Origin of the sequence: Paenibacillus terrae HPL-003, from assembly GCF_000235585.1 — a bacterium.
Classification (GTDB): Bacteria; Bacillota; Bacilli; order Paenibacillales; family Paenibacillaceae; genus Paenibacillus; species Paenibacillus terrae_B.
This window is the reverse complement of record NC_016641.1, coordinates 4,623,955-4,650,461: the sequence shown is the minus strand read 5'-3', so window position 1 is coordinate 4,650,461 and position 26,507 is coordinate 4,623,955. Positions and strand designations below refer to the sequence as shown.

Genomic DNA, 26,507 nt, shown 5'->3' with positions numbered 1-26,507 from the left:
TGTGTAAGCTCTTTTAGGCATAGTTTTCCCCGAGGGGAAAGTTGTGATTTTAACGCAAGTGTTGACCGACCCGATCCGGAAAAAAGACGGAAAATTGGAGGAGCATTTGTCCCCAGTTCTGGACACGTCCTGTCCATTTCCGAGTGACATCGACGGTGGCTAGATAAAGCATTTTAAGCAGAGCTTCATCGGTAGGAAAGATACTTTTCCCCTTTGTCACTTTACGAAGCTGCCGGTGGTAACTCTCGATCATATTCGTCGTGTAGATGAGTTTGCGGATCTCGGGCGGGTACTTGAAAAAGGTAGCGAGCTCCTCCCAATTGGTTCGCCAGGAGCGGATAATGAGGGGATATTTCGTACCCCAGACTTCCTCGAAATGGTCGAGTTCAAGCAAAGCCCCTTCTTCGGTTGCTGCCTTATAAATGGGCTTTAAGTCGGCAGTTACTTTCTTAATATCCTTGTACGAAACGTACCGGGTGGAGCTGCGGATCTGGTGAATGATACACTTTTGGATTTCGGTTTGGGGATAGCAGGCCGCAATCGCCTGAGAAAATCCAGACAGGTTATCTACGCAGATAATGAGTATGTCCTGAACCCCGCGATTCTTGAGTTCATTCAGGACACTCAGCCAGAACTTGGAGGATTCATTCTCGCCAATCCACATGCCTAAGACATCCTTATTTCCGTCCAGATCGATGCCCAATGACCCATGTAGGCTGCCTTGTTTAATAATGGCCCCCGTCTTGCTTTACTTTGAAAGTGAATGGCATCCCAGATAAACAACTGCATAAATGCCTTGCAGAGGCCGACTCTGCCATTCTTTAATGAGAGGCACAATCTTATTCGTGACATTGGAAATGAGCGTAGGAGAGACCTCAATACCGTACATCTGTCCCAAATGATCTTGGATTTCCCTCGTGCTGATCCCTTTGGCATACAGGGCAATAATTTGCTCTTCGATGCCGGTTACGTTCGATTGATGCTTCTTGACAACCAGTGGCTCAAACTCACCCAGGCGATCTCGAGGGATGCTGATTTCCTGTTCGCCGTACTCACTGACTACTGTTTTACGACTTTTTCCGTTGCGGCTGTTCGGGGTAAGCTTGGCCTTTACCTCATGCTTTCCATAGCCCAAATGGGTATCCATTTCGGCTTCCAGCATCTCCTGAATCGTCTCTGCAAATAGGTCTTTTAACGCATTCTGTGCATCCTGTGCAGTGACTAAATTGTTCTCTTTAATGAATTCCCGAAGTTGCTGTTTTGACCAGAGTCCCATAGTGTTCTCCCAACCTTTCTCTTACTTCCATTTTAATGGGTTTGAGAGTTTACACAATATATTTTACAGACTCGATTGCGTTGCAGTTATAGCAAACCACGACCCGTCGGTCAAGGAAACTAGCTTTTGAATATTACGGGAAAATGGGATTTTTTGCTTCTTCACAGTTACTAATTTAAACACCTCTCAACACTGGAAATTAAAAGACCAGTAGACGAGAGGTGTTTTCATATGTTAATAGTCACATTTAACGAAAGAGAACTCGAAGAACTTCTTCATACTCCGGAACCTTGACCTTGGTATATTGACCGAGTTAGCTTTAGTCTTGATCTTAAGGAGCTCAATGTATATGTGAAGTTCCGTAAACGTGCCCTCTTTACCAGTTCGAACTTATACACTGGACTATTTCCTGGATGAGCAGTATAACGGGCAAGGATTTACCACGGAGGCTGTTCGCTTGGCACTAAAATTCGCTTTTGGACCTGGAGGTGTAGGGTACAAGCTGGGGTTATGCCTCGAAACAAGGGCTCTATTCAAGTTTTGGAGAAAGTAGGGTTTCGATATGACGGTTTTGCGGAATACTATCTTAAAATCAATGGTGTTTGGGAACATCATAATCTATACAGTATCACACAAGAATATTGGCAAGCATAAAAGCTACTTACTAACGGGCACGTTCGCGTAGGAGCCGCATGTCGCGACTCTTTGAACGGATACGATAGCTCGGCGATGGAACAGCGTTTTTTCACTTTTGCGAGATCCACTCGACAAATGAGTTTTGATTTTAGCAATTTGTTACCTTCCACATCTGTTAACAGTTTAGCATTGTCATGTTATACAGAATGATAATCGAAGGTGAACTATAAATGAACAATATTATTAATGTCTCATTGCATATTTCCAACACCTGATATAAAAATACTACACCTCGAGGCTGTCGCGGGACCAAACGGCAGCTTTGCTGCGCTAACTGGCAGCAGGAAAGTTGGAGATTATTCGCAGTGAACCGTATCATAAGTAGGGCGAAGAATTGGGTATTTGCTCGAATCTTTTTGGGGAAATCAACTGTAACGTAGGGAATAAATTAAACTTAAGGTAGCAGGGAATACTGATGAATATCGAAATTAAGTATTAATGTTTATCACCCGGTTGGGTGAGGAGGAATATTGTGACTACGAATGATATCGGGGCAGTTTGAACCATGTCCCACAAGTCTTGAGTGATGATCGGCCCATGCTCACTTACCGCAATGATCGGATCGGGACATGAGTTAGCAGTACGAGCAGGCCGAGACCGATTACGAACCTTGTGATGTCGTCACTGAAACTGGTCAACGTCACCTGGGGACGTCCAATCTGCTTCTCAAAATCGCAAATGTACCGTGATCCTGCAAAATCGTCTTCAGCCTAGCTAACGAGCAGCCGATGCCTTGAAATAAGCGATGGTTATTTGTTGTGAGCCGCGAAAAGCTCTTTGTGACGGAATTTACGTCCATAGAGCTTTTTCACGTGTATACAGCTAGATGCTAATTCTAAGGCGTAATTCCGCCATCATAGCCTCAGCTTGCTGGGGATCTTCATTCAGCAGCTTCCTGTATGTCAGCATCCAATTCAGCGTTACAAGCATATGATCGTATTCGTCCTTCTTGCGCTCGATCTCATTGATCTTCTGAAGAATCCATTCTATTACTTCTTGGTTCGTGCGTGCGTTCGTATCGTGATCCTGCAAAATCGTCTTCAGTTCAGCTAACGAGCAGCCGATGCCTTGAAATTTCTTAATCAGCTTTAACCGCCCAATTGCTTCGTCTGAGTAGTTGCGGTAATTATTCTTCTCTCGCTGAATATGCCTGCTGTCAAGCAAGCCTTCCTTCTCATAAAAACGAATGGTGTGGGGTGTTAGACCCATCAAGTCTGCTAATTCTTGAATTTTCATATGAAATCATACCTCCAAACGCTTGCCTTAGAGTTTACTTCATAGTTTAAACTGGAGTCATATCTTCGTCAAATGCTTAAGGAGGCGTAAAACGATTATGCGTATATTCGTTACAGGTGCAGCAGGTTATATTGGTACAGCTGTTGTCCACGAACTCATCGGTGCGGGCCATCAGGTAGTTGGTCTGACCCGTTCAGAGAGTGGTGCTCACGTATTAGAAAGCTTGGGAGCTGAGGTGGCTCGCGGTGTTTTGGAGGATCTGGATTTACTGCGCAGCAGTGCAGCCAATTCAGACGGTGTTATTCATCTGGCATTTAACCACGATTTCTCTAATTTCGCCGCATCATTAGAAACTGATCTTCGTGCCATCGAAGCATTAGGAGAGGGGCTTGCAGGCTCTGGTAAACCACTTGTTATCACAGCTCATGCTAATGGCAAAGCATCGGAGGATGCAGCACTTGCGTTTATAGAACAAGGCGTGAGAGCATCGATCGTCTCGCTTGCACCTTCCGTTCATGGAGAAGGAGATAAAGGCTTCGTACCACAATTAATCCGGATCGCCCAGGAAAGAGGCTCTTCGGCTTACATTGGAGACGGCACCAACCGTTGGCCAGCGATTCATCGCTTGGATGCGGCAGTTTTGTTCCGCCTTGCTGTAGAATCTGCGCCTGCAGGCTCACGACTGGATGGCGTGGACGACGAAGGCATTCCGTTTAGCGACATTGCTGGCGTCATCGGTCGTCACTTGGATGTGCCGGTTGTCAGCATCCCGCGTAAAGAAGCACAAGCAATCTTCGGTTTTCTAGGCATGATCGCGTCGCTTGACTTAGCAAGATCAAGTGAAGGGACGAAGGAACTGCTCGGCTGGAAGCCTGTCCAACAGGGGCTTCTCGCAGATCTGGAGCAAGGACATTATTTCTCAAAATAGCGTTAGTTAAATGAAGAAGGTCACAAAAGAACCTGTTATTGCTTAGTCCCTCTATCCGAGCGGGGCCTTTACTGATCTCGGACATCAGCGGTCGCAGTAATTTCAAACCTTCCCCCATATATGCATAAAGATTGTCAATAAAGATAAGGGAGTGAAAGAGTATGAATACTTTTGTAATTACGGGGGGGAATAGCGGTGTTGGCCTGCAGTCGGCTCACGAACTTATTGACGCGGGCAATCGCGTGATTATTTTGGGGCGTGATAAACAAAAAGGTGAGAACGCAATGGCATCTTTTGGAGTAGCCCGCAATCGAGCGATTTTTCTCTCGGTGGACCTCGCGACTCACGATGGAGTCAAAGATGCGGCACGACAGATCAATGAAATTACCGACAAGATCGACGGACTGTTACACTCGGCGGGTATTTTTGATCCGAGAGACATCAGAACAAAGGACGGTCTCCCACTTTTTTTCGCGTTGGCTTACTTAAGCCGTTATCACCTAACTCAGCTCCTGCTGCCGAAACTTCTTAAGGCAGACCATCCTCGGGTAATAATGATGGTGGGCACAGTGAGTAAGGTTCCCAAATTCGACATCAAGAAGTTCCAATCCTTCGAAAAATTCAATTTCTGGACGATGACGCTTCCGATCGTTGGCGCATGCATGTATTATGCAGACTATCTTGCCAAGACTCAACCTAAGATTTTCACGGGATGTACAACCCCAGGAGTTGCTCGAACGGATATCTTTAAAAATGCGCCATGGTATTTCAGAGCTTGCGTCGCAGTGGCACGACCTTTTCTCAACTCAGTCGAATTAGCGGCTCGTAACCCTGTTCAGGCACTCCTGAAGGGCAAAGGGACATCGGCTTACATGTGGAACAAGCCTGGTAATTTTCAACGCAAGTTTGCCATCGAAGTGAATAAAGAGGATCAAAAGGCTCTTATTGATATGTCGCACAAACTCACGGGAGCATGAAGCCTCTTGTCTGATTGCTGTTGTCATGGGCTTTATACGAATGAAAAGTTAGTTGACGGTTCACTGGGGCAAATTTGAGCGTGTGATGGCTTCAGCCTTCAAGGGAACAAATAAGCCGTACATTCTGAATCTCTTTTTGAAGGGATCATTATCAATGAAAAATTCGAATTCAACATTCTTAGTATTTGGTGCAACTGGTAGAACTGGCCAACACTTTGTTTCCATAGCGCTTAAAGAGGGTCATAAAGTAAAAGCCTTAGTTAGAAATCCAGAAAAAATTAAAATACAAAATATAAATTTAGAGCTAATCAAAGGTTCCATCACAAATTATGAAAATATTGACGAATTATTAGATGGAGTCGACTTTGTAATTTGTATGCTTGGAAATGCTCAGGAACAAAATAAGGCGCCGATCAATACTATCTTTATTAAGAAGCTTATCCCAGCTATGCGGCGACAAGGTGTAAAACGTTTCCTATATCAGGCCGGAGGACTCACGCGTCGATATAAAGAAAGACTCCCTTTTGTGACTTGGATTCTTAGAAATACTGTAGCTAGATATAACGGTCTTCTCGGTCAGCATAAAGATAATGAAACTGTAATTGAATATTTAGTTGAAGAAGCACAAGATGTGGATTGGATTGTGCATAGGGCAGGCATAATCTCAGACGGTCCTTCGAAAGGAATATTGAAAAGAGATCGAACAAAGTTTAGTCTTGCAACTCATGTAGATATTGCTAATTATAACTTTCAGGTCATTAATGATGATTCTGCAATTCATACTTGCGATTTGAGCTACTACAAAAAATAAACTTAAGTCCAACGGGGTAGCAGTACTGTCCTTGAGCCATCAGATGGGGGTTATATGCCTATATCCATAGGTGTGGCAAGAAGCCCGAAGTAGAGCGGTCGTAAGATTGCCCAAGGAAGGTTCTTAAGAGAGACGTTATAAATTAATTCATTGCGCTCCCTCGAAATACCTTAGAGTCCATTAACGTGTAAACAACGTTTATGTCCATTGGTCAAGTCCTTGATATTCAAGGGCTTTTTTGTTTTGGAAGCATAAGTTTGCCACAGTTATTGGAGATATTTGCGGACATCTCAAGGTGGATTCATTATAATGATCCGATAAATTCAACGGTAATTTTGTATTCTTGGCAAACTTATATCCTAAAACTGAGAGAGCCAAAAACAGATAAGCGCATTCCCAAATTCTTGATTGAAGAAGATGTTATTCTTCTGAAAATTTCTTGTGAGTCTCCACGGGAATATGCAATACTTGAATTTCTTTATAGTACGGGTTGCCGTGTTGGCGAAGTGCAGAAACATGATATTGAAGACATCAACTTGGAAGACTGTTCAGCCATTGTGAATGGAAAAGGGGCAAAACAAAGGGAGATTTATTTTACGACCGAATGCAAAATATGGATAAAAAGATATTTGGAGAGCCGTGATGATTCCTGTACAGCTCTATTTGTTACGGAAACTCAGCCTGCTCGCCGTATGTCGATACCTACGATTCGTCACTCATTAAAAAAGCTGGCAAGCCTGACTAATGTTGCTGTTAACGTCTACCCGCATCGTTTTCGTCACACTTACGCCTGCCAGTTACTAGATAACGGTGCACCGCTTGAGTTTATCCAGGGAATGCTTGGGCACGAAAAAGCATCCACCACACAGATTTATGCTCAGCTTCGTGGAGAACGGCGAAGAGAATTGTACCGGCGGTATATTTAGGCGTTAGTACTTATCACCAACTATTGGGTCATCAGAAATCGTGGATTGCTTTTGCTAAGAGTAAGTAAAAACGCTAAGCCGGTCGCTTCTGAAGGCTTAGCGTATATTTTCGTTAAAATGTTGGCGGGACCCCTTATATGTCAGATGCTGTGAAGAACGGGTCCAATGAAGAGCATGTAGATGAAACAAAAACCACTCACTAGATTCAGTATTAAGAATCCATATGTCAAATCCTCAGAATGGGGTTGGCAGATTGATCCAATTGGTCTAAGATACTCACTAAATCAGTTGTATGATAGATACGAGACATTAAGGAAATGAAAAGAGCAATTGAATTGGACGGAGTAAACTTAATTGGTTACACTTCATGGGGTTGTATCGATTGTGTTTCCGCGGGTACTGGTGAGATGAAAAAGCGTTATGGATTTGTCTATGTAGATAGAGACGACAATGGTAATGGTAGTTTGAAAAGATCAAGAAAAAAATCTTTTGAGTGGTACAAGCAAGTGATTGCAACCAATGGTCAGGAACTTTAAATGCTGTAAACAACGAGAAATACAAAATTACAGCTCATTGAAAGTCGCTATTTTAGCGACTTTTTTTCTGTTACTATGGACTGTATGCAAACTGTACAATTTAAAGAAATTTAGTGAAATAAGGAGCATGAGACGTAGATACGAGTTAACGGATGAAGAATGGAATATACTTGAACCCCTGTTGCCGCCCGCCCGAAAAAAAACAAGGAGGGCGTTCGACGCCAGATGCTCAATGCCGTGTTTTGGGTTGCCCGAACGGGAGCACCAAGCTGTTAAGGTCCTTGTTCTTCCGCCTACAGCTTTTTCTGGCAGCTACAAAAAGAAAACATTTGGGTTGAAATCCTGAAGCATGTCGCCATCGAATCGGATTGGGAGCAAGTCATGGTCGATTCCACCATTGTCCGCGTCCATCAACATGGAGCGGGCGCAAAAAGGGGTAGCACCAACAGGCCATCGGACGTTCACAAGGAGGATTAACCGTCAAAAATTTATGCCATGGTGGATGTGCCTACGACACGAATGCCATCCGAACCTTACTGGCGGAGCAGCAGGCTATCCCCGTGATTCCTGTGAAGCGAAATCGTCGAGCAAGCGTTCCCTATGACCAGGATGTATACAAAGAACGTCACTTAATTGAAAGCTTTTTTTACAAGGTGAGACATTATCGTCGCCTTGCGACCCGCTATGATAAATTAGCCTGTTCATTCAAGGCTTTTTTGACCTTAGCATCCATTATGGTGTGGCTCGCATGAGTTTGAAGACAGGCCCTAGCCAAATAAGTGAGGAAAATTTATCCATTGTTATAGCACAAGGCAAGACTATTTGTTGCTATTCCTCCGACAAATGCTCAAATTGCTCTTGGCTTATTTGTTGTTTCATTTCACACCTCATTTCTAATAGTAAGACTAGTAATCACACTGTATCATACTCCTTAAGGATTTCTATGAAACTTTGAACCCTATCTAGATACTTAGTAGAAGGGCTGGTCTTTCCAAGCCCCCAGTTATGAATTGTCTTTGCATCAACTTTCATTCTCGCACTTAATTCTCGTTTGGTCAGGCCATGATAACGCCTGGCTTTTTTTATTTTCGCTCCCAAAGTGTTTTCTTGCATTTCATCATAGCACCCAAGGTACGAAACAGGCGGGCCCAGAAACTCGGATAGGGTTTGAAGCGTTTGAATCTTTGCGGGGGGTTAATACTTCTCTCGATTCTGCTGAGTGCTACCACTGATATGCCTGCTTTAGCTGCTAGTTCTGTAATTGTAAGGTTACGAAGTATCCGATGATACCGGATTCGAGATCCAGATGTGTTAACTCTTCAGGGGGCTCATTCGGAAAAAGTCTTCTTTCCTTGGTGATATATAATCCCAAGGTGTTATCTATACGGTTGAGCGTGCAGTATCAGGAGTACCGATCATGCCCAAGTGTCCCAGCCTTCTTTGGCAGCTCTTTGTAATTAATAATGCGATTGCGTCCATGACCCTTGGCGTAGTAAAGCGCTTCGTCTGCTTTTGCGATCAGTTCCTCTGGAACATTGTTGCTATCAGGATAGCAGGTTGCGACACCAATACTAACCGTGACCACACTTTTCATGCGCGCTCCGTTATGATGGATTGCGGTATTTTCTATGGCTAATCTCAGACTTTCGGCAAGTTGCGCCGCTCGTTTGGCACTCGTATCCGGCAGGATAATTGTAAATTCTTCCCCTCCGTAACGGGCAATTGTAGCCGCTGGATGATTAATGGTCTTTTTGGCGATGGCCGTTACTTTGCGCAAGCAATCATCCCCGGCCTGGTGCCCGTATAGATCGTTGTAAGCTTTAAAATGATCAATATCAAGGAAAATGAGAGACAACCCTTTGTTATTTTGTGCTGCATTTTGCCATTCCTGCTTGAGCATTTCATCAAAAAAACGGCGGTTTGCAATTTTGGTTAGTCCATCCAACAGGGAAAGCTGCTTCAATTGCTCTTCCATTTTCTTTCTTTCAGAAATATCCTTGGCAAGCCCAATGACTCCAGCTGTTTTCCCGTCCAATAAAAGCGGTGACAATGTCAGCAATACCGTTATTCGGGCACCATCCTTCCGAATATATGACCATTCTCGTCCTTCGGATGCATATTCTGCCGCGCTGTAAAAAAACACATCTAATCCATGGATGGGTTTACCTGTTTTTTCGGATAGTTCTTTCCCATAAGCCTCGACTTCATTCGGGTCATGAAAGATCAGAGGAGATTCCTTGCCAATCAACTCGTCGGCCCGGTAGCCAAGCATTTTTTCTGTACCCTTATTGGCATGCGTGATCTGTCCCTGCCAATCGATGGCTATGATAGCCGTACCTACTGCGGATTGAAAAATCGCTTCTTGAAGTGCATGTAGGGAACGGTATTTTCGCTCGCTCTGCTCCAATTGTTTAGTTAGTTGATTCGTTGTAGAAAAGAAAGCAATTAACGATGCTGCGAAAAGCCCGCCCAAACCTACAAGCGCTAAATAGGAATAGGTATCCTTTGTAATGCCCCTCATGAGCGACACGACCGTAATGAGCGTCATACTCAGTAATACCGAGAGCAACCAGCGGTGCTTATAACATTTAACAACCTGCATAATGATCCCACTGCCGGCGGCAGCTAATGTAATCGATAATAATGGCGTCATGCTGGCAGGTGAAGGTGTAAAGGTCCCCACTAATGTAACCCGGCCCAACACAAAGAATAAGGCAGTCACTAAAGAAGCGGGCAGCCCCCCAAAATAAGCGGAACTGATGACAACGATATGGCGGAAATCGATAAAGGATGTCTCGTTTATTTGATAACTGAACAACAGAAGAAGAAGAGCACAGCAGCCGTGCGTGATCCCTGTCAGCAGCTTAAATCGCAAGGTACGATGGTCTTCCATCAAGTAGCGCCGGAATAAATGGTTGAAGAGAAAAAGGAACGCCGTTAACAAGGCGAAATTCGCAATCATATATCTTAACATAGGTGGTCCTTCCATCATGTTTGTCTACCGTAAATGTTATTCTCTTCAGTGTGTGAGAGGACAACATAACGAAATCGTTCCGGCTATTATTCTTGAGCTTGCATGATATAAGTATAATGGGAAACAGAAGTAAAGGTAAGCGGAAATTCCTACGTATAGTGGAGCAAGATACTCATCCTAATAGGGGGCAAATACTATGACAAAGCAGCGGAATGTGCTAAAAATACGATTATTATTTATATCACGCTGTAAATTGGGAACTAATTCCTTATCCATATAAAAAGAGAGTAGTATGTTCAGTCAAATCAAGTAGTTTAGCAACGTCTTTCATAGTATACATCTATTTACCTCTGCTTGTGGGATAGGATCTGTAACTTGGTGCCGCTGGTCGGCCGTATCTGTGTATTAAGACTACGGCCGCCAGGTAAGTAAGTGTAATATGGTATAATGGCCATTAAATGGAAAATTATAGAGAAGAAACGAAAGAGAGGGAAAGCGATGAGACCACCGTAATCTGAGTAACATAGTCACTCTCATCTTTTGCACCAACTTCATCGATAAGATATTCATCATAAGCAAATTCCAATATAAGAAAATTTTCCTTTCCAATATACTGAATGAGTCTCTCATAGGTTCTGTCGATCTTTTCATAGCTTCCATGATGATATGCAACCGCGTATAATCCCATTGGTTTTATGAAATTTGAAAAATGTGTGTTATCTCTATGGTTTGTTTTTACAAAAAGATACGATTTTGAGGCGTATTTCCCCGCTAAAATAGCTTCTTTATCCAACATAGACCCAACAAAAGATGCTCCAACGGATTGTGTACTATGTTCCTGAGTATTTAGTTAAACTAAAAGAAGGAAAAATAACAGGTAAAGTTGTTGCAAAAATCAATTCGATGGAGTGAACTAGCGACAAGAGTAAGGGTCAGCTTGGTTGATATTGTTAAAATACTTTAGTAACAACAAAAACAGCTCCTACAGGCGATGTAGGAGCTGTTTTTGTTGTGCCGTGCTGCGAATAACCAGGTAGTAAAAGTCCACTTCTACCTCCGGAATGATCTTGTAGGTATGCTTCAAATCATTAAGAAATTTTATGGCTTTTAGCGCTTCAGGACTGTCCAGGGTCAATTCGGTGCCTGCGGCCACCTCACTCACGACACAGGATCTCAAATCATTATTGCCTGAAGGCAAGGCGGCAATGGCTATTATGGGAACGAGCTTAAGCGCGGATCTCGATAAAGCAGGAATAAACTGGGATTATACAACATCGTTAACAGAAAAGCAGGGCGGGACCTTCGCGGCGGCCGACTCACTGGTCATGCTGCGCACAGCCAAAAATAAGGAACTTGCATCAGAACTGATCAAGTTTTAGACGAGTCCCGAGGTGATGGAAGCATATCATCAGGTGATCTATAGTGCTCCTCCTATTTCCAAAAATGAAAAGTACTATGATAATGCCAAATTTGAGAAGCTGTATACCAAGGATTCGCAATTATTTCACACGTTAACGCCGGTTGACGGCTCAAGCAAAATATATGACGCATTATACAAAAATCTACAGCTGATGATTTTGGGGCAGCTTACTCCGGAAGAAGTGCAGAAGGATACCGCCCAGTATGCTAAAAGTATTTATAACAGATAAAATGGTCGATCTGTGCTAAGCGAGGGGAAGAAATGAAACACAAAACGATAGATGCTTGGACAGGGCGGCTGTTCGTATTACCCAGTTTTTTGCTTATACTAGTGTTCTCTATCATTCCGATTGTGTTGACGGTACTGCTCAGCTTCACAAAGTACAATATGATTCAGCAACCGGAATGGATTGGTTTAAGAAATTACAGTTATCTATTATCGGATCTCTTTGTAGCGGCCTCCGTGAAAAATACGCTGTTATTCACCTTGCTTGTTGTTCCGCTGCAGACGGTGCTGGCGTTGATTATCGCCGAAGTTTTACATGCGAAATTTCAGGGGCGTTTTAGCAGATTTGTTAAAGGATCGTTGTTTGTCCCGGTCATTTCCTCAACAATTCTGATCGGCACAGTTTGGTCCATTTTGTTAATGACAGACGGAGGGAAGGTCAATACGCTGCTGGTCGGTTTGGGCATTCCCAAGGTGAACTGGCTGGGAACGACGCAAACGGCGCTTGTAAGTGTCGCTTTGATCACCGTGTGGAAAAATATCGGATATTTTCTGGTCCTATACTATGCAGGCATACTGAATATTCCGGCCAGCTTGTATGAAGCCGCAAGTGTAGACGGAGCGAGCGCGTGGTACCGATTTTGGCACATTACGGTACCACTGCTCCGGCCCATCACGGTTCTGGTTGTAACACTTGGGACGATCTGGGCATTTCAGGTGTTTGATCTGGTTTATACGATGACTGGTGGGGGACCCGGAAGATCAACGGTGACGCTGGTGCTGACGATTTACCGATCAGCCTTCAAGGATCTCAGTATGGGTTATGCAAGTGCGATCTCGGTGCTCTTTTTATGCCTTATCATGGTTATTACGATGCTGCAGCGTCTGTTGTTTGGTCGGGACAAGGAGGCACAGTTATGAGCCAAAATACGCGAGAATTCTATTTTGGATACACTCGAATTTTCATGACAGTTGTCCTGGCTGTCCTCAGTGCGCTCGCGCTGCTGCCGTTTCTATATATGGCCTATTTATCACTCACCCAATCCAGCACGCTTTCTTTGCAATGGAAGCCCGCGGATCTTGGATTGGAAAATTACCGGCGCGTCCTCATTCATTTTCATTTTTTCGTTACTTGGAAAACAGTATAATCGCTTCTGGCCTGGCGTGTGCACTCAATGCGATTATCTCGGCAATGGCCGCTTACGGGTTTGCCAAAAAGCAGTTTGCTGGCAAGCGGACGCTGTTTTTCCTATACGTTGTGACGTTGATGGTGCCTAGTCAGGCTACGCTGATTCCACAGTTTATGTTGATCAGGGAGCTGAATATGCTCAATACGTATATTGGGCTTGTTTTGCCCGTTATTAACGCTTTCGGCGTGTTCTTACTGCGGCAGTTTATGACAGAGGTGCCGGATGAACTGCTTGCGGCTGCGGACATTGATGGCTCTGGCGAAATACGTAAATTTTTCAGTATTGTATTGCCGTTGCTGCGGCCCGCCATTGTAGCGTTGACGATTTTTACGTTTATTACAACATGGAATGACTTTATTTGGCCACTTGTCATTACTACTGATCAGGGGATGCGGACACTGCCACTTGCGCTGTCTATTCTAAAGGGCAATTACACAACCAACTATGGATTGGTCATGGCTGGCTCACTGCTGACTTTTTTGCCGCCGTTCCTGCTTTATCAGATACTACAGAGGCAATTTATTCAAGGAATCGCATTAAGCGGCATCAAAGGATAGTTACCAACCGGTGCATGGAGGAGAGAATTTATGACTGTTTCGTTTAATCCACAGTATTTTGATGTACGTCAAATCAGTTCGCTCGAAAAGGTTTTTCCGGTTAACAAGCCACTGGAACTGGCCGAAGTGCACGAGCTGAGTTTGCTGAAAAATGAATCGATATCCTACCAGTTGGCTTACCGTTATACGCGCCCGTATCATATGAGCCAGATGGAAGCGACGGTTCAATTGCCCAAAAATCCGCTGGTCAAGGTGGAGGTACTGTCGCCAATCAGTGATCTAGTGAACGTGCGCCAAGTCAAATGCGTTCCGTCCATGTACCCAGCCTATGCTGAAGCGGATGATCATTATTTGACGACCGAAGCTGGGCTGTTCCCCGATGTGCTTGAGCCTTTTGACGGAATGCTTCAGTTCATTCCGTATCAGTGGAGGAGTCTGTGGATTGAGGTGACGGTTCCAAAGGCTGCAAAGGCGGGGAAATATCCGGTTATAATTCAGTTTACAGCTACGGGCGGTACAGTAGTAAACCGTCAACGGATGACCATCCATATTATGGAGGGGGTACTACCGGAGCAGCAGTTGCTCCATACCGAGTGGTTTCATGGGGATTGTCTGGCAGATTACTACGGTGTTGAGGTGTTTGGCGAAGAACACTGGCGCATTCTCGGCAACTTTATTCAAACGGCGGCCAAACGGGGGATCAATGTGCTGCTGACCCCGCTATTTACGCCTCCATTGGATACGTTTATAGGCAATGAACGTACCACGATACAGCTTGTGGACGTTTCATATGATGTGAACGGCTACCGACTTGGCTTTGATAAGCTGGACAAATGGGTGCAGATATCCCAAGCGGTGGGCATTACCCATTTTGAAATGGCGCATTTGTTCAGTCAATGGGGAGCAAAATACGCTCCTAAGATCATCGTTGGGGTTGGTGGTGTTCCCGAGCAGCGCTTCGGCTGGCGTACACCAGCAAATGATCCAGAGTTCCGCAGCTTTCTGGCGGCGTTTTTGCCGGCGCTTACGGAGCGACTGCACCAGCTAGGCATTGCTGAACGTTCATTGTTTCATATCTCGGATGAGCCGGTGGCTGGCAACCTGTACACCTATCTGGAGGCCAAACACTTCGTTGCTCCTTATCTTGAAGGCTTTCCAATTATAGATGCTATCAGCGATGTGGAATTTTATCGTCGGGGGATTATTGACCAGCCGGTGGCAGGAAGCGATACGATCCACAACTTTATTGATGAAGGTGCCTCCAATTTATGGGTATATTACTGCTGCGGTCAAAACCTGCATGTCAGTAATCGATTTTTGGCCATGCCCTCCTCACGCAACCGTATTTTGGGCGTTCAAATGTACAAATACCGGATCAAGGGATTTTTGCATTGGGGATTCAATTTCTATAATTCCCAGTATTCTCTGAAAAAGCTGAACCCGTATGTGGATACGGCTGCCCTCGATACTTTTCCTTCTGGAGACAGTTTTCTGGTATATCCCTCTGAGGATGGTACTGCGCTCGAATCTTTAAGGCTTGTGGTGCTGCAGGATGCACTGACGGATTTGCGTGCACTGCAGTATTTGGAGAGCCTGAGCAACAGGGAATTCGTGCTGTCGCTGATTGAGGAGGATCTGCAGCAAGAACTGACTTTTTCCTGTTATCCACGGTCTGCGGATTATCTGTTGCATTTACGCAACAAAATTAATGAACAGATCGAGCAACGGCTTTGGGAAAAGTAAGTCCACTATAGGGAAAAGATAGCTCTAAAAAATAAAAATAACATACACGTCTAAGAAGTCGCCATAATGGCGGCTTTTTGTATTGTTCTTTGCTCGGCTATAGTTGATAATTTTTTGGTAGGAAAATGAAAATAATTAATCGAGAAAGACAGAGAGGGATATGCTATATTAGCATAGGAGTATGAATGTGGAAAGTCTCTAAAAAAAGATTAAATGAGAAGAAGGGTGGTTGTCGTTTTGAATATAGAAAATATTGAGGCATTCGTCTATGCTGTTCATTTAGGGAGTTTTGTTAAAGCAGCTGAGGCACTTTATCTTACCCAGCCTTCTGTAACTGCCCGTATTCACTCCCTGGAACGTGAGCTTAATGCGGAATTATTTCATCGTTCTGGGAAGCAAATCTCAATAAATGAAAAGGGAAAGTCGTTTTTACCATATGCACAAAACATTTTACAATCTTATCAGGAAGCCAAATTAATGTTGCACCAACCGATACTTACGGTTGATAAATTGAAAATTGGATGTGCTACCTCTATCGCGAATTTCATTATCCCTGAAATTCTTCCTGCTTTTAAAACTAAATTCCCCAATGTGAACGTCAATATTCTAACCGGACATTCTAATGATATATTAGACAAGGTTCTTAACAACGAGGTAGATTTTGGAATGGTTCGAACAGTTACACATCCCCAAATTGAATCTGAGATATTTCGTCATGATCCAATCGGATTGTTTGTCCCTATCAACCATCCCCTATTGCTCAATAGTCAGGTAACAATTGAAGAAGTCAGTGAAGAACCGCTCATATTTTTTGATTATGGATCAGTAGACTGGCTTATGATTTACGGCTTGTTTGAATCCAAAGATCTAAAGCCCAATGTGGTTCTTGAAGTGGACAGTATGGAGGCTGCAAAAAATTTAGTGGTAAATGGGATGGGAATTAGCTTTTTACCGGAGCATTGTGTGAAGAAAGAACTGGAAAGCGGGCAGTTATTCCGTGTGCCATTAGTCTCATCCGGGAGATTCGATGTAAAAATTGATATTATCTACACAAAAGGAAACCATAAACCTCCATATATAGAGTATTTTCTGAAAAAATAGTTGACTGTAACTAGTTCAGTGGTTTTCAACCGATGGGAATACAACGACTGTTTATTATTTTATTTCTATATAGATTTATCCTATATAGAAATAAAATACATTTAATTTTCTACATGGCACCCTATAATTTAAAATAACTGCAGGTCCAAATAAATGTAAGCGATTACACTTTTCTGACCGCAATCTAAGAATAGGGGATGAAGATTAAAGATGAAAAAATTAGGACTAGCATGGCAAATATTCATCGGACTGGCTCTAGGCATTGCAGTGGGTGCCATTTTCTACGGAAATCCTCTAGTAACGGCGATTTTGACGCCGATTGGTGATGTATTTATCCGTCTTATTAAAATGATTGTTTTGCCTATTGTCATTTCCTCTCTGGTAGTAGGCATAGCCGGCTCTGGAGATATGAAAAAATTGGGGAAGATAGGCTTTAAAACGATTCTGTATTTTGAAATTATAACTACTATAGCAATAATTTTAGGTTTGTTCGCAGGAAATATTTTCAAACCAGGATTAGGCATTGATATGTCGCATCTGACCAAAACTGATATACACCAATATGTAAATACCGCAGAAAACGCTAGTCACAGTATGGCTGACACGTTTGTTAATATCGTTCCGACAAACATCGTTCAAGCTATGGGTAACGGTGATTTGCTAGCCATCATTTTCTTCTCTGTACTGTTTGGGGTCGGTATTTCTGTAATTGGTGAAAAGGGTAAACCGGTGATTCATTTTTTGGAAGCCGTCTCTGAAACGATGTTCTGGATGACCAATCAGATCATGAAATTGGCCCCTCTCGGTGTGTTTGCTTTGATTGGTGTTACCGTTGCTAAATTTGGTATTTCCTCTTTAATACCGCTTGGCAAACTGGTAATTGTACTCTATTTGTCCATGTTTGTGTTTGTGTATGTCATATCAGGCATAGTAGCAAAAATGTGCGGCACCAGCATTGTGAAAATTTTAAAATTATTGAAGGATGAAATTATTTTGGCTTTCTCGACCGCAAGCTCGGAAGCCGTTCTACCGAAACTGATGCATAAAATGGAACAATTCGGATGCCCGAAAGCGATTGTATCCTTTGTCGTTCCTACCGGATATACGTTTAATTTGTGCGGCTCTGCACTGTATCAATCGCTAGCTACTCTATTTATTGTACAAATGTATGGTATCGATTTACCGATCTTGTCACAGATCAGCATAGTGGTGATATTAATGTTAACCTCCAAAGGGATGGCTGGTGTTTCCGGCGCTTCCCTGGTTGTTCTGCTAGCTACCGTAAATTCCGTAGGCCTTCCTGTTGAAGGTGTTGCGCTGATTGCTGGAATTGACCGTATTCTGGATATGGCGAGAACCGTTGTGAATGTGGTAGGTAATGCCTTAGCTACAGTCGTCATTTCCAAATGGGAAGGCCAGTTTGATCATGGAAAATCAGATCGTTTAAAATAATTATCCTATCCTCTTTTCCAATTGTTTCTGCCCAATATATAGGATTTCTATATTTGAATAAATTCTCTTGATATACACTGGTTTCCACTTAAGATTTATACTCTTAATGTGCAAAAGGAAAAAGTGGAGGGATTCTTCATGATAAAGACCGTTGGAATTATGGGAGGTATGGGGCCGCTCGCAACAGTCGATTTGATGAACAAAATTATTCGACTAACCCCAGCCCAAAATGACCAGGATCATATTCATATGATCGTTGATAATTATCCTCAGATTCCGGATCGTACATTAGCCATAATGGGTAAAGGCAATGATCCACTCCCCTTTATGAAACAATCTGCCAAGAGATTGGAGGATGCCGGTACGGATTTGATTGTAATCGCTTGCAATACTGCGCATTATTATCTGCAAAACATTCAAGAAACGGTTAGGACTCCGATTGTTAATATGCCCAAAGAAACGGCAAGTTTCATAGGCGAGGCTGGCATAAGACGTGTCTCATTGTTAGCGACTGACGGTACATTGAAAACGTTGCTATATCAAAACGCTCTCCGTGAGAAAGGTATTACGGTGTTGGAGCCTGATGAGATCACACAAGCTATCGTAATGGAAGGTATTTATTCAGTAAAAGCGGGACATATCGAAAAAGGCAAGCGTTTATTGGTGAACGCATGTCAAACGATGATTGCCAAAGGAACGAAGGCTGTTGTTGCAGCTTGCACAGAGATTCCCATTGTTTTGAGTGAAGTAGACGGGATTAAAGTAATAGATCCAACTTATATTTTAGCCAAGAAGGTTGTAGACGTTGCCTACCGGGAGCATGTGTTGTAAATGAGACTTGAAACTAGAAATAGGGGGATAAAAACTCATGAATGAATATCGTAAAGAAAAAGATTTTCTTGGAGAAAAAGAAGTTCCATCTCAAGCCTACTACGGTATACAAACTGCTCGAGCATTAGAAAATTTTCCGATCACAGGCTATCGTATCCATGAATCGTTAATTCGTGCTATGGCTACGGTTAAAAAGGCGGCAGCGTTGGCTAATATAGAGATTGGGCAATTGAATCCACATATCGGGAATGCGATCGTATTGGCAGCACAAGAGATCATGGACGGTAAATGGCATGACCAATTTATAGTTGATCCTATTCAAGGCGGAGCAGGCACATCCATCAACATGAATACCAATGAGGTTATCGCCAACCGGGCGATCGAGCTGCTGGGGGGAACCAAGGGGGATTATTTCAAAGTGAGCCCCAACACACATGTGAATATGGCCCAATCAACCAACGATGCTTTTCCCACGGCGATTCATATTGCAACACTTTCTTTGATTGATAAGCTGATCGTCACGATGAAGGAAATGCTCGCAGCATTTCAGACTAAAGCCGTACAGTTCGACGGGATTATCAAAATGGGTCGTACTCATCTGCAAGATGGCGTGCCGATCCGTCTCGGACAGGAGTTTGAGGCCTACAGCAGAGTGCTGGAACGTGATATCAAGAGGATCAGCCAGACTCGCGGCCATTTGTACGAAGTTAACATGGGTGCAACAGCCGTCGGTACGGGGTTAAATGCCGATCCCCGATACATTAAACGGGTCGTTGAATATCTTGCCGAGCTCAGCGAATTGCCGCTTTGCAATGCCACGCATCTGGTGGACGGGACGCAAAATACGGATGCTTACACCGAGGTGTCCGCCGCTTTAAAAGTGTGCATGATCAACATGTCAAAAATTGCCAATGATCTGCGTTTGCTTGCCTCCGGGCCTCGCACCGGGCTAGGGGAATTGAGCTTGCCGGCACGCCAACCTGGTTCGTCCATTATGCCGGGCAAGGTCAATCCGGTTATGGCGGAGGTAGTGAATCAGGTGGCGTTTCAGGTCATCGGCAATGACCATACGATTTGTCTGGCCTCCGAAGCGGGGCAGCTTGAACTAAATGTGATGGAGCCTGTGCTCGTGTTCAATTTGCTGCAATCGCTCAGCATGATGAATCAGGTGTTCAACGTATTCCGCGTGTATTGTTTGGAGGAAATCGAAGCAAACGTAGAGCGCTGTAAAGAGTATGTGGAGAAAAGTGTAGGGGTTATAACGGCGCTCAACCCGCACTTAGGCTATGAGACAGTAGCGAGAATTGCGCGTGAGGCGATTTTAACGGGGCGTCCGGTACGCGAGCTGTGCCTTCTTTATAACGTTTTGACAGAAGAGGAGCTTGAGATCATTCTTAACCCATATGAGATGACCAATCCAGGTATCGCAGGAGCAGAATTATTGGAAAAGAATTAAAGAGAGGCGTGCAATAAACGCTCAACGAAAACAAAGGGAGAGTGCCAAAAAATGTCAGTATCAAGCGGAGCCAGCACTTATATGATATTTCGGATTCAAAAAGAAAAAGGACGCCCCCCCCTCAGCGATATCGCTGCAATAATTGAAAAAACGGGCGGAGATATTGTGGGGATTGATGTCATCTCGTCCGATCACACGAACACCATTCACGATATCGCTGTGAACGTATTCGATCAAGCACACAGCCAATTGATCAGCGAGTCGCTTCAGAAGCTAGATGGTGTCAAAATAATTCACGTGTCAGACCGGACTTTCCTTGCACATTTGGGCGGGAAGATTGAAATTGCCTCTAAGATATCGGTGAAGAACCGTGACGACTTGTCACGGGTGTATACCCCCGGTGTCGCAGGCATATGTACGGCGATTGCGGAACAACCCAGTAAAGCCTACTCGCTGACGATCAAAAGCAATACGATTGCGATCGTTACCGATGGAACGGCCGTTCTGGGGCTGGGAGATATCGGACCCTTGGCGGCTATGCCGGTGATGGAAGGCAAGGCTATGTTGTTCAAGCAATTCGCAGACGTAGACGCTTTTCCGATTTGCCTGGACATGAAAGACCCTGACGAAATGGTCCGAACCATTAAAGCAATGGCTCCGGCATTCGGTGGCATCAATCTGGAGGATATTTCGGCACCGCGTTGCTTCGAAATTGAAGAGCGTTTGAAACAGGAGCTAGATATCCCGGTATTTCACGATGACCAGCACGGAACAGCCGTTGCCCTGTTAGCGGGTCTGTTGAATGCACTCAAAATTACCGGCAAGCAAATGTCGGAGATTAAGGTCGTTGTCAACGGAATCGGAGCAGCGGGTATCGCTTGTTCGAAAATGTTACTGTCCGCTGGCGTGAGGAATTTAATCGGGGTGGACCGTAATGGCGCTATTCATCAGGGGGCACATTATGACAATCCTTATTGGACTGAGTTTGCTCAGATAACGAATCTGAACCAGGAAGCCGGCAACTTGTCCGAAGTCATTAAAAATGCGGATGTTTTTATTGGTGTATCGGCTCCCAACATTCTAAAAGTAGATGACGTTCGTTCTATGGCGAAGGACCCCATCGTCTTTGCCATGGCGAACCCGATTCCGGAGATTGACCCGGAGTTGGCCAAACCTTACGTTAAGATCCTCGCTACTGGGAGATCCGATATTCCTAATCAGATTAACAACGTGCTTTGCTTTCCGGGCATTTTCCGTGGTGCATTGGATTGCAGAGCGAGCGAAATCAACGAAGCCATGAAGCTTGCAGCCGCACAAGCAATCGCCTCCGTTATTACAGATGACGAACTGAGCGAAACGTATATTATTCCGAGCGTATTCAATCAGGAAGTGGTAAGAAAAGTTAGAGATGCCGTGATTGAAGCGGCCTATCGTACCGGGGTTGCACAGAAAAGCATGGGAGATGCAAGTTACGGATAATTCTGTACATGGTGATGGATATACCTACCAAACAGTTGTCGCTGAGAGTTCCTCGGCGACAACTCTTTTTTTGACTCAGTTCTGAAAGTTGATGGATTTCCACTTGAATGCGTCAATGTAAACACAATCGATTAATCCCCGAATGATGGGAGCATGTATCGAATGGGTTACGTAGTCTGATTGTTTTGGTTGATGCGTTTCCTGATATGATAAACAATGAGCAGGATCAACGGGAAAGCAAAGGCATATGTGAGGTCCCAATCTACCCAGTAGGATGGGATCTCCTTGACGTAGAAAATAATATCTTTTGCAATCAGATGCGACAGTCCGTAAATCATAAACGCTACTGGAAAAATTAATGGCCGGTAGGATTTAAGCTTTAGTAGCTGGGCTGTCCCCAAGACAAATGCGTGGAAGAACAGCACTGTCTTGAAATAGGTGCTAATGATCCACGTGGTGGCCATTAACGCCTCGATCCGCTGCAGAAAATTAGCAATGTTGACTCTCTGGGCAAGAATATAGGCAGCGTAAAATTCGTGCTCTGAGAAGTATGCCCCGAGTACGGTCAGGGAGAGAAACAAAATGAGGTTGAGTGCAACGCCCCCGATCAATAGGGAGAAAAATAAACTGCGGTTCGTATTGCTTTGTTTACGGACATAGGGATACACCATGAAGAACACGCAAATTTCTCCAAAGGGATAAAATACGCCGAACATAATGGTGTGCAGCATGTCAGGAAATGGTGTATTTAAAATAGGATAGATACGCTCGATCTTGACATCAGGGAACAGGAGAACGATTAGGCAAATCAGAAAAAACGCAAAGAAAGGGAAGAAAATCTGGGCTGCTCTGCCCAGCGTTTCAAGACCCAGCCGCAAACCATACACCAGCAGAACAATTGCCATGAAGCGAATGACCCCGCCGGGTGTCGCCTCGTAAATCTGTGTGCACATGAAATCTTCGATTTCTCTGACATAGGTGGAGGCTGCAATCAGGTAAAAGAATAAATAGCTCAACGCTACAGCTCCACCAACCCATTTTCCTAATACTTGTAGTGAAAGCTCAATAATCGTTTTTGTTGGATCAATATTGGATGCAGATACCATCAGCTTTACGATTGCAAGTCCTAGCGGAATACTAATTATGCCAGCAATCCACGCATCCTCGTGGGCTCCTGTTGTTATTGCTGCAGGATAAACAAGTGCCATTTCCCCAATGAGCGAAAAAAGCCCAAGCATCATCATTTGAGCCGTACTAATCCGATCTTTTTCAAGATTCATGAGATTCCTCCAAATCTGCTGCATACTGCCTTTCAAGTTTTCTTTTGTCATTTCCTTTAGTATGTGATTTTATAACATAATTATTAATTGATGGTCAAAAAAGGGGTGTAAAGGAATAATTATCAACTTTTTCAGTCATACTATCTGCAGCTTGCTCACGGAATGCGGAGGTTGCGACATGAAGGATTCAATTACGGGCACACTATCACATCGCTTAGAGGACAATGTGGTGCAGTTAGTTCAATTGCTCGGGAAAAGCACCGATTTGATCACTAAAAAGCTGCAGTTGGATGAGTCTACGCATATTGCCTTGCTTTATATTGATGGTCTTGTGGATACCCAGGTGCTGCATAACTCCATATTATTTTCACTTCAGGAACGCTGTACCCCTGAGCAGATGAGAGATCTTGATGCTAATCAGAAGATGGAGCTTTTGCGAAAACGTATGCTGATTGCGGGGGATCTGTCCGTCACGCATGACCTTGGACAATTTGTTCATGAGCTGCTATCCGGTAATATCATGGTGCTGGTGGACGGAACATCCAGCGCCCTGCGGATCGGACTGCCTGGATGGGAGGACCGTAATGTAGGCGAACCAAGCTCACAATCAGTTGTACGTGGGCCAATGGAAGGGTTCACGGAAAATTTGCGGACGAACACGGCATTGCTCCGAAGGAAGATTAAAGACAGCCAATTGTGGCTGGAAACTTTCCAGATCGGTAGGGTGACTCAAACCAGCGTATCCATTATGTATCTCACCAACATCGCAAACCCTGACCTGGTGCAGGAAGTGAAGCGCAGATTGGCCAAAATAGATACGGACAGTATTCTGGAGAGCGGATATATCGAGGAGTTTATTCAAGATACGGCTGCTACTCCGTTTCCCACGATCTATAACAGCGATCGGCCGGATACTATCGCAGCGGGAATCCTGGAAGGCAAAGTGGCGATTCTTGTGGATGGAACACCATTTGTCCTGTTGGTGCCTACCTTTTTTGTTACCTTTTTTCAATCCGCCGAAGATTATTATCAGCGGGCCGATATTGCCACCTTGCTGCGGTTTATCCGTTTTCTTTCTTTTTTTATTACGTTGCTTGCCCCTTCTTTTTATGTGGCGGTTACGACTTATCATCAGGAGATGATCCCTACCAATCTGGTTATCAGCCTTGCCGCACAGAGGGAAAGCGTTCCTTTTCCCGCATTTGTTGAGGCGATGCTCATGGAATTAACGTATGAGATTCTGCGGGAAGCAGGAGTAAGAATTCCCAAAAATATAGGCCAGGCGATATCCATTGTTGGAACACTTGTTATAGGCCAGGCAGCGGTTGCGGCGGGCTTTATTTCATCAGCAATGGTTATTATTGTGTCCATTACGGCCATATCCAGTTTTGTCATGCCAGAGACGGGCATGTCGATCGCTGCAAGAATCATTCGCTTTGTTCTTATCGGATTGGCTGGCTTTATTGGACTATACGGAATACTCTTCGGTATCTTTTTAATCGTGCTGCATCTGGCGAGTCTGCGTTCTTTCGGCAGGCCTTATATGAGTCCGATCGGGCCATACCGTCCAAATGATCTTAAGGATTCCATCTTCCGCTTTCCCTGGCCGCGTTTAAAGACAAGGCCGGCAGAAAGCATGGTTCAAAATCTTGACCGTCAAAGCACATCCAAGCGAAAGGAGTCGGCAGATGAGTCCAAAAAACCGTAAAACTGTTTCGCGACTGCTGCTTGCTCTTTTGCTTCCTATGCTGCTCGGCGGGTGCTGGGAAAGACAGGAGTTAAATGAAATGGCCTTTGTGCTGGGAATGGGGCTAGATAAGGCTGAATCTGGCTACAAGGTTACGTTGCAGGTGGTTATTCCTTCAGCAATTGCCTCGCAGACGGCAGGAGGGGCGGGAGGGGCGGGGGTGCCGGTGGTTGTATCTAGCTTCACGGTACCCACGATCTATGAAGCCCAGCGCAAGTACAGTCTCGACAGCGCGAGAGCCAGCTACTATGGGCATATCCGTATACTGGTGATCGGAGAGGAGCTTGCCCGGGCCGGGATTGGCAAGGTACTTGATATGCTGAAGCGGAGCCGCGAGCCGCGTAATGATTTCTACGCCATGGTCGCCAAAGGCACCACTGCCGAAGATGTCCTGAAGGTCCTTACCCCGCTAGAGAAATTGCCAGCAAGTAAATTGTATAATTCCCTGGACAAATCATATAAGGCATCGGCAAAAACAGTCGCTGTTCCTTTGAACCAATTTATTGAAGATTTGCTGTACGAGGGGAAGAATCCGGTGTTGACCGGAGTGAAGATGTCCGGCAATGTCAGTGAGGGCGAAAAGAAGAGCAATCTGGAAGATAGCTCGCCTCCAGTCAGTTTACGTTACAGTAATATAGCCGTATTCCGGAAGGATAAGATGATCGGGTGGTTAAGCGATAACGAGACGATCGGCTACAATTATGTCACCAATAACGTTGTCAAAAGCTCAGGGCCTGTAGCAGGAGACGACGGACGGCCCATCGTCATTGAAGCGCTACAAACAGACACTAAACGTAAAGTCAAGTTTATTGATGGTGAACCACATATTTACATCGATGTAAAGGCCTTGTGTAATGTTGAAGAGGTAATGAGCAATGATAATCTGGAGGCAGAGAGCGTGATTAAAGAGCTGGAAAGGAAATCGGAAGAAAAAATTATCTTTCGGATGAAAACGGCAGTTGAGCAAATTAATGAGCGCTATAATGTGGATAGTATGGGCTTTGGACAGTTGATCTATCGTGCCAATCCCCAAGCCTGGGCGAGGCTGCAACGGGAAAAAGGGGACAATTACCTAAAATCGCTACCCGTCCATTACAAAGCCAGCGTGACGATTAACCGGATTGGCATTACAGACAAATCCTTTCTTCAAGATATTAAGGAGTGAGCGCAATGGTGTTACTGCTTTTTCTGGCTGCAGCGGCGGCTTGTGTGATCATCGATGTGCCTTTGCTGAGACGAGGGAGCAGGCGCCGAGACTATCTGGTCTGGGGCTTGTTCTGGATCACGGGCATTGGTGCGGTGATCTGCTCCTTGTACAAGATCAATGTGCCGAGCCCATTGCTACTGGTCATAATGATCTATAAACCGATTAACAATCTGTTTACATCATGGTTTTATTAGACTGAAGAGAACCCGTAGTTATTAGCGAGGCATACTGTGATTTAGAGCGAATTTTCCGAGTTGCTTCTGAGTTGAAACTCTATCATGGTTGTAAAAGGAGACGCCCTGATCGGTAGCACCATTCTATGCTACATAAAAAGGTGTCCACTCCACTGTCCTTAGGGATCATCGGACACCTTTTGCCGTTCTTACGCTTCAATCCTTGATTCATCCTGCTCTACGAAACGAATAACTTCTTCCATCGACGGCAAGGCTGCAATCGCTC

The 26,507-nt window shown here is 44.5% G+C and carries 24 protein-coding genes and 3 pseudogenes; 19 read left to right on the top strand and 8 right to left on the bottom strand.

What is annotated here, in order from left to right:
• Positions 1–49: 49 nt before the first annotated feature.
• Both HPL003_RS20835 and HPL003_RS20830 read right to left on the bottom strand, forming a co-directional pair.
• Positions 50–1,276, bottom strand: a pseudogene (locus HPL003_RS20835) (IS256 family transposase).
• A gap of 1,518 nt (positions 1,277–2,794) precedes the next feature.
• Entirely contained in the window at positions 2,795–3,208 is a 414-nt protein-coding gene (locus tag HPL003_RS20830; protein WP_014281736.1) for a MerR family transcriptional regulator, read from the bottom strand.
• Positions 3,209–3,305: 97 nt separating this feature from the next.
• Here HPL003_RS20830 and HPL003_RS20825 point away from each other — a divergent pair, with 97 nt between their 5' ends.
• The 5 genes and pseudogenes from HPL003_RS20825 to HPL003_RS27870 form a co-directional block, all read left to right on the top strand.
• Positions 3,306–4,136 (top strand): SDR family oxidoreductase, encoded by an 831-nt coding sequence (locus tag HPL003_RS20825; protein ID WP_014281735.1) that lies wholly within the window; start codon positions 3,306–3,308, stop codon positions 4,134–4,136.
• Positions 4,137–4,297: 161 nt separating this feature from the next.
• Positions 4,298–5,113 (top strand): SDR family NAD(P)-dependent oxidoreductase, encoded by an 816-nt coding sequence (locus HPL003_RS20820; RefSeq protein WP_010503512.1) that lies wholly within the window; start codon positions 4,298–4,300, stop codon positions 5,111–5,113.
• 154 nt (positions 5,114–5,267) lie between these two features.
• Positions 5,268–5,924, top strand: a complete 657-nt coding sequence (locus HPL003_RS20815; RefSeq protein ID WP_014281734.1) for an NAD(P)-dependent oxidoreductase — start codon at positions 5,268–5,270, stop codon at positions 5,922–5,924.
• A gap of 200 nt (positions 5,925–6,124) precedes the next feature.
• Positions 6,125–6,850 carry a tyrosine-type recombinase/integrase gene (locus HPL003_RS20810; protein WP_081473743.1) on the top strand — a complete coding sequence of 242 codons (726 nt, stop codon included), beginning with the start codon at positions 6,125–6,127 and terminating at the stop codon, positions 6,848–6,850.
• 210 nt (positions 6,851–7,060) lie between these two features.
• Positions 7,061–7,386 (top strand): annotated as a pseudogene (locus tag HPL003_RS27870) (family 1 glycosylhydrolase); the annotation flags it as partial.
• A 912-nt stretch (positions 7,387–8,298) separates the two neighbouring features.
• Here HPL003_RS27870 and HPL003_RS28675 read toward each other — a convergent pair.
• The 5 genes and pseudogenes from HPL003_RS28675 to HPL003_RS28930 form a co-directional block, all read right to left on the bottom strand.
• A complete protein-coding gene (locus HPL003_RS28675) occupies positions 8,299–8,499 on the bottom strand; it encodes a helix-turn-helix domain-containing protein (protein WP_014281730.1) in 201 nt (66 codons plus the stop codon).
• Positions 8,469–8,681: a helix-turn-helix domain-containing protein gene (locus HPL003_RS30605; protein ID WP_081473741.1), complete on the bottom strand. Its 213-nt coding sequence runs from the start codon at positions 8,679–8,681 to the stop codon at positions 8,469–8,471. The genes HPL003_RS28675 and HPL003_RS30605 overlap by 31 nt, the downstream gene beginning before the upstream one ends.
• Before the next feature lie 107 nt (positions 8,682–8,788).
• Positions 8,789–10,360, bottom strand: a complete 1,572-nt coding sequence (locus tag HPL003_RS20795; RefSeq protein WP_014281729.1) for a diguanylate cyclase — start codon at positions 10,358–10,360, stop codon at positions 8,789–8,791.
• Positions 10,361–10,826: 466 nt separating this feature from the next.
• A pseudogene (locus HPL003_RS20790) lies at positions 10,827–11,177 on the bottom strand (GyrI-like domain-containing protein); the annotation flags it as partial.
• A gap of 165 nt (positions 11,178–11,342) precedes the next feature.
• Positions 11,343–11,522 (bottom strand): hypothetical protein, encoded by a 180-nt coding sequence (locus HPL003_RS28930; RefSeq protein WP_014281727.1) that lies wholly within the window; start codon positions 11,520–11,522, stop codon positions 11,343–11,345.
• Here HPL003_RS28930 and HPL003_RS28665 point away from each other — a divergent pair.
• The 11 genes from HPL003_RS28665 (at position 11,461) to HPL003_RS20745 (ending at position 21,814) form a co-directional block, all read left to right on the top strand.
• Positions 11,461–11,739, top strand: a complete 279-nt coding sequence (locus HPL003_RS28665) for an extracellular solute-binding protein (protein ID WP_148267414.1) — start codon at positions 11,461–11,463, stop codon at positions 11,737–11,739. The two genes, HPL003_RS28930 and HPL003_RS28665, sit on opposite strands and share 62 nt — an antisense overlap.
• A gap of 15 nt (positions 11,740–11,754) precedes the next feature.
• Entirely contained in the window at positions 11,755–12,009 is a 255-nt protein-coding gene (locus tag HPL003_RS27075) for a hypothetical protein (RefSeq protein ID WP_014281725.1), read from the top strand.
• A 32-nt stretch (positions 12,010–12,041) separates the two neighbouring features.
• Complete coding sequence (locus tag HPL003_RS20780) at positions 12,042–12,926, top strand: carbohydrate ABC transporter permease (protein ID WP_014281724.1); 885 nt, start codon at positions 12,042–12,044, stop codon at positions 12,924–12,926.
• A complete protein-coding gene (locus tag HPL003_RS29495) occupies positions 12,923–13,153 on the top strand; it encodes a hypothetical protein (RefSeq protein WP_014281723.1) in 231 nt (76 codons plus the stop codon). The genes HPL003_RS20780 and HPL003_RS29495 overlap by 4 nt, the downstream gene beginning before the upstream one ends.
• Before the next feature lie 44 nt (positions 13,154–13,197).
• Complete coding sequence (locus tag HPL003_RS20775) at positions 13,198–13,752, top strand: carbohydrate ABC transporter permease (RefSeq protein WP_014281722.1); 555 nt, start codon at positions 13,198–13,200, stop codon at positions 13,750–13,752.
• Between the two features lie 30 nt (positions 13,753–13,782).
• Positions 13,783–15,495 carry a DUF4091 domain-containing protein gene (locus HPL003_RS20770; RefSeq protein WP_014281721.1) on the top strand — a complete coding sequence of 571 codons (1,713 nt, stop codon included), beginning with the start codon at positions 13,783–13,785 and terminating at the stop codon, positions 15,493–15,495.
• A gap of 237 nt (positions 15,496–15,732) precedes the next feature.
• On the top strand, positions 15,733–16,596 hold the full coding sequence (locus HPL003_RS20765; protein ID WP_014281720.1) for a LysR family transcriptional regulator: 864 nt from the start codon (positions 15,733–15,735) through the stop codon (positions 16,594–16,596).
• Between the two features lie 210 nt (positions 16,597–16,806).
• Positions 16,807–18,048 carry a cation:dicarboxylate symporter family transporter gene (locus HPL003_RS20760; RefSeq protein WP_014281719.1) on the top strand — a complete coding sequence of 414 codons (1,242 nt, stop codon included), beginning with the start codon at positions 16,807–16,809 and terminating at the stop codon, positions 18,046–18,048.
• 138 nt (positions 18,049–18,186) lie between these two features.
• Positions 18,187–18,879, top strand: a complete 693-nt coding sequence (gene cuyB, locus HPL003_RS20755; protein ID WP_014281718.1) for a cysteate racemase — start codon at positions 18,187–18,189, stop codon at positions 18,877–18,879.
• Positions 18,880–18,916: 37 nt separating this feature from the next.
• Entirely contained in the window at positions 18,917–20,335 is a 1,419-nt protein-coding gene (gene aspA / locus HPL003_RS20750) for an aspartate ammonia-lyase (RefSeq protein WP_014281717.1), read from the top strand.
• Between the two features lie 51 nt (positions 20,336–20,386).
• Entirely contained in the window at positions 20,387–21,814 is a 1,428-nt protein-coding gene (locus HPL003_RS20745) for an NAD-dependent malic enzyme (protein ID WP_014281716.1), read from the top strand.
• Between the two features lie 167 nt (positions 21,815–21,981).
• On the opposite strand, the gene HPL003_RS20740 is transcribed toward HPL003_RS20745, so the two are convergent.
• Complete coding sequence (locus HPL003_RS20740; RefSeq protein ID WP_014281715.1) at positions 21,982–23,094, bottom strand: GerAB/ArcD/ProY family transporter; 1,113 nt, start codon at positions 23,092–23,094, stop codon at positions 21,982–21,984.
• 178 nt (positions 23,095–23,272) lie between these two features.
• Between HPL003_RS20740 and HPL003_RS20735 the strand changes: the two genes are divergently transcribed.
• The 3 genes from HPL003_RS20735 to HPL003_RS20725 are packed head-to-tail and all read left to right on the top strand — an operon-like array spanning position 23,273 to position 26,242.
• Positions 23,273–24,802: a spore germination protein gene (locus tag HPL003_RS20735; RefSeq protein WP_014281714.1), complete on the top strand. Its 1,530-nt coding sequence runs from the start codon at positions 23,273–23,275 to the stop codon at positions 24,800–24,802.
• A complete protein-coding gene (locus HPL003_RS20730) occupies positions 24,783–26,006 on the top strand; it encodes a Ger(x)C family spore germination protein (protein ID WP_014281713.1) in 1,224 nt (407 codons plus the stop codon). Before HPL003_RS20735 ends, HPL003_RS20730 begins: the two co-directional genes overlap by 20 nt.
• 5 nt (positions 26,007–26,011) lie before the next feature.
• Positions 26,012–26,242 carry a hypothetical protein gene (locus HPL003_RS20725; protein ID WP_014281712.1) on the top strand — a complete coding sequence of 77 codons (231 nt, stop codon included), beginning with the start codon at positions 26,012–26,014 and terminating at the stop codon, positions 26,240–26,242.
• Positions 26,243–26,507 lie beyond the last annotated feature (265 nt).

Excerpts from the sequence above, each read along its gene's own strand:
- cuyB (WP_014281718.1), top strand. The coding sequence starts at position 18,187 with ATGATAAAGACCGTTGGAATTATGGGAGGTATGGGGCCGCTCGCAACA.
- HPL003_RS20770 (WP_014281721.1), top strand. The coding sequence starts at position 13,783 with ATGACTGTTTCGTTTAATCCACAGTATTTTGATGTACGTCAAATCAGT.
- HPL003_RS20820 (WP_010503512.1), top strand. The coding sequence starts at position 4,298 with ATGAATACTTTTGTAATTACGGGGGGGAATAGCGGTGTTGGCCTGCAG.
- aspA (WP_014281717.1), top strand. The coding sequence starts at position 18,917 with ATGAATGAATATCGTAAAGAAAAAGATTTTCTTGGAGAAAAAGAAGTT.
- HPL003_RS20735 (WP_014281714.1), top strand. The coding sequence starts at position 23,273 with ATGAAGGATTCAATTACGGGCACACTATCACATCGCTTAGAGGACAAT.
- HPL003_RS20730 (WP_014281713.1), top strand. The coding sequence starts at position 24,783 with ATGAGTCCAAAAAACCGTAAAACTGTTTCGCGACTGCTGCTTGCTCTT.
- HPL003_RS20725 (WP_014281712.1), top strand. The coding sequence starts at position 26,012 with ATGGTGTTACTGCTTTTTCTGGCTGCAGCGGCGGCTTGTGTGATCATC.
- HPL003_RS20740 (WP_014281715.1), bottom strand. The coding sequence starts at position 23,094 with ATGAATCTTGAAAAAGATCGGATTAGTACGGCTCAAATGATGATGCTT.
- HPL003_RS27075 (WP_014281725.1), top strand. The coding sequence starts at position 11,755 with ATGGAAGCATATCATCAGGTGATCTATAGTGCTCCTCCTATTTCCAAA.
- HPL003_RS20745 (WP_014281716.1), top strand. The coding sequence starts at position 20,387 with ATGTCAGTATCAAGCGGAGCCAGCACTTATATGATATTTCGGATTCAA.
- HPL003_RS20760 (WP_014281719.1), top strand. The coding sequence starts at position 16,807 with ATGAAAAAATTAGGACTAGCATGGCAAATATTCATCGGACTGGCTCTA.
- HPL003_RS20825 (WP_014281735.1), top strand. The coding sequence starts at position 3,306 with ATGCGTATATTCGTTACAGGTGCAGCAGGTTATATTGGTACAGCTGTT.
- HPL003_RS20780 (WP_014281724.1), top strand. The coding sequence starts at position 12,042 with ATGAAACACAAAACGATAGATGCTTGGACAGGGCGGCTGTTCGTATTA.
- HPL003_RS29495 (WP_014281723.1), top strand. The coding sequence starts at position 12,923 with ATGAGCCAAAATACGCGAGAATTCTATTTTGGATACACTCGAATTTTC.
- HPL003_RS20775 (WP_014281722.1), top strand. The coding sequence starts at position 13,198 with ATGGCCGCTTACGGGTTTGCCAAAAAGCAGTTTGCTGGCAAGCGGACG.
- HPL003_RS20815 (WP_014281734.1), top strand. The coding sequence starts at position 5,268 with ATGAAAAATTCGAATTCAACATTCTTAGTATTTGGTGCAACTGGTAGA.
- HPL003_RS20795 (WP_014281729.1), bottom strand. The coding sequence starts at position 10,360 with ATGTTAAGATATATGATTGCGAATTTCGCCTTGTTAACGGCGTTCCTT.
- HPL003_RS20810 (WP_081473743.1), top strand. The coding sequence starts at position 6,125 with ATGTCCATTGGTCAAGTCCTTGATATTCAAGGGCTTTTTTGTTTTGGA.
- HPL003_RS28665 (WP_148267414.1), top strand. The coding sequence starts at position 11,461 with ATGGCTTTTAGCGCTTCAGGACTGTCCAGGGTCAATTCGGTGCCTGCG.
- HPL003_RS20830 (WP_014281736.1), bottom strand. The coding sequence starts at position 3,208 with ATGAAAATTCAAGAATTAGCAGACTTGATGGGTCTAACACCCCACACC.
- HPL003_RS28675 (WP_014281730.1), bottom strand. The coding sequence starts at position 8,499 with ATGCAAGAAAACACTTTGGGAGCGAAAATAAAAAAAGCCAGGCGTTAT.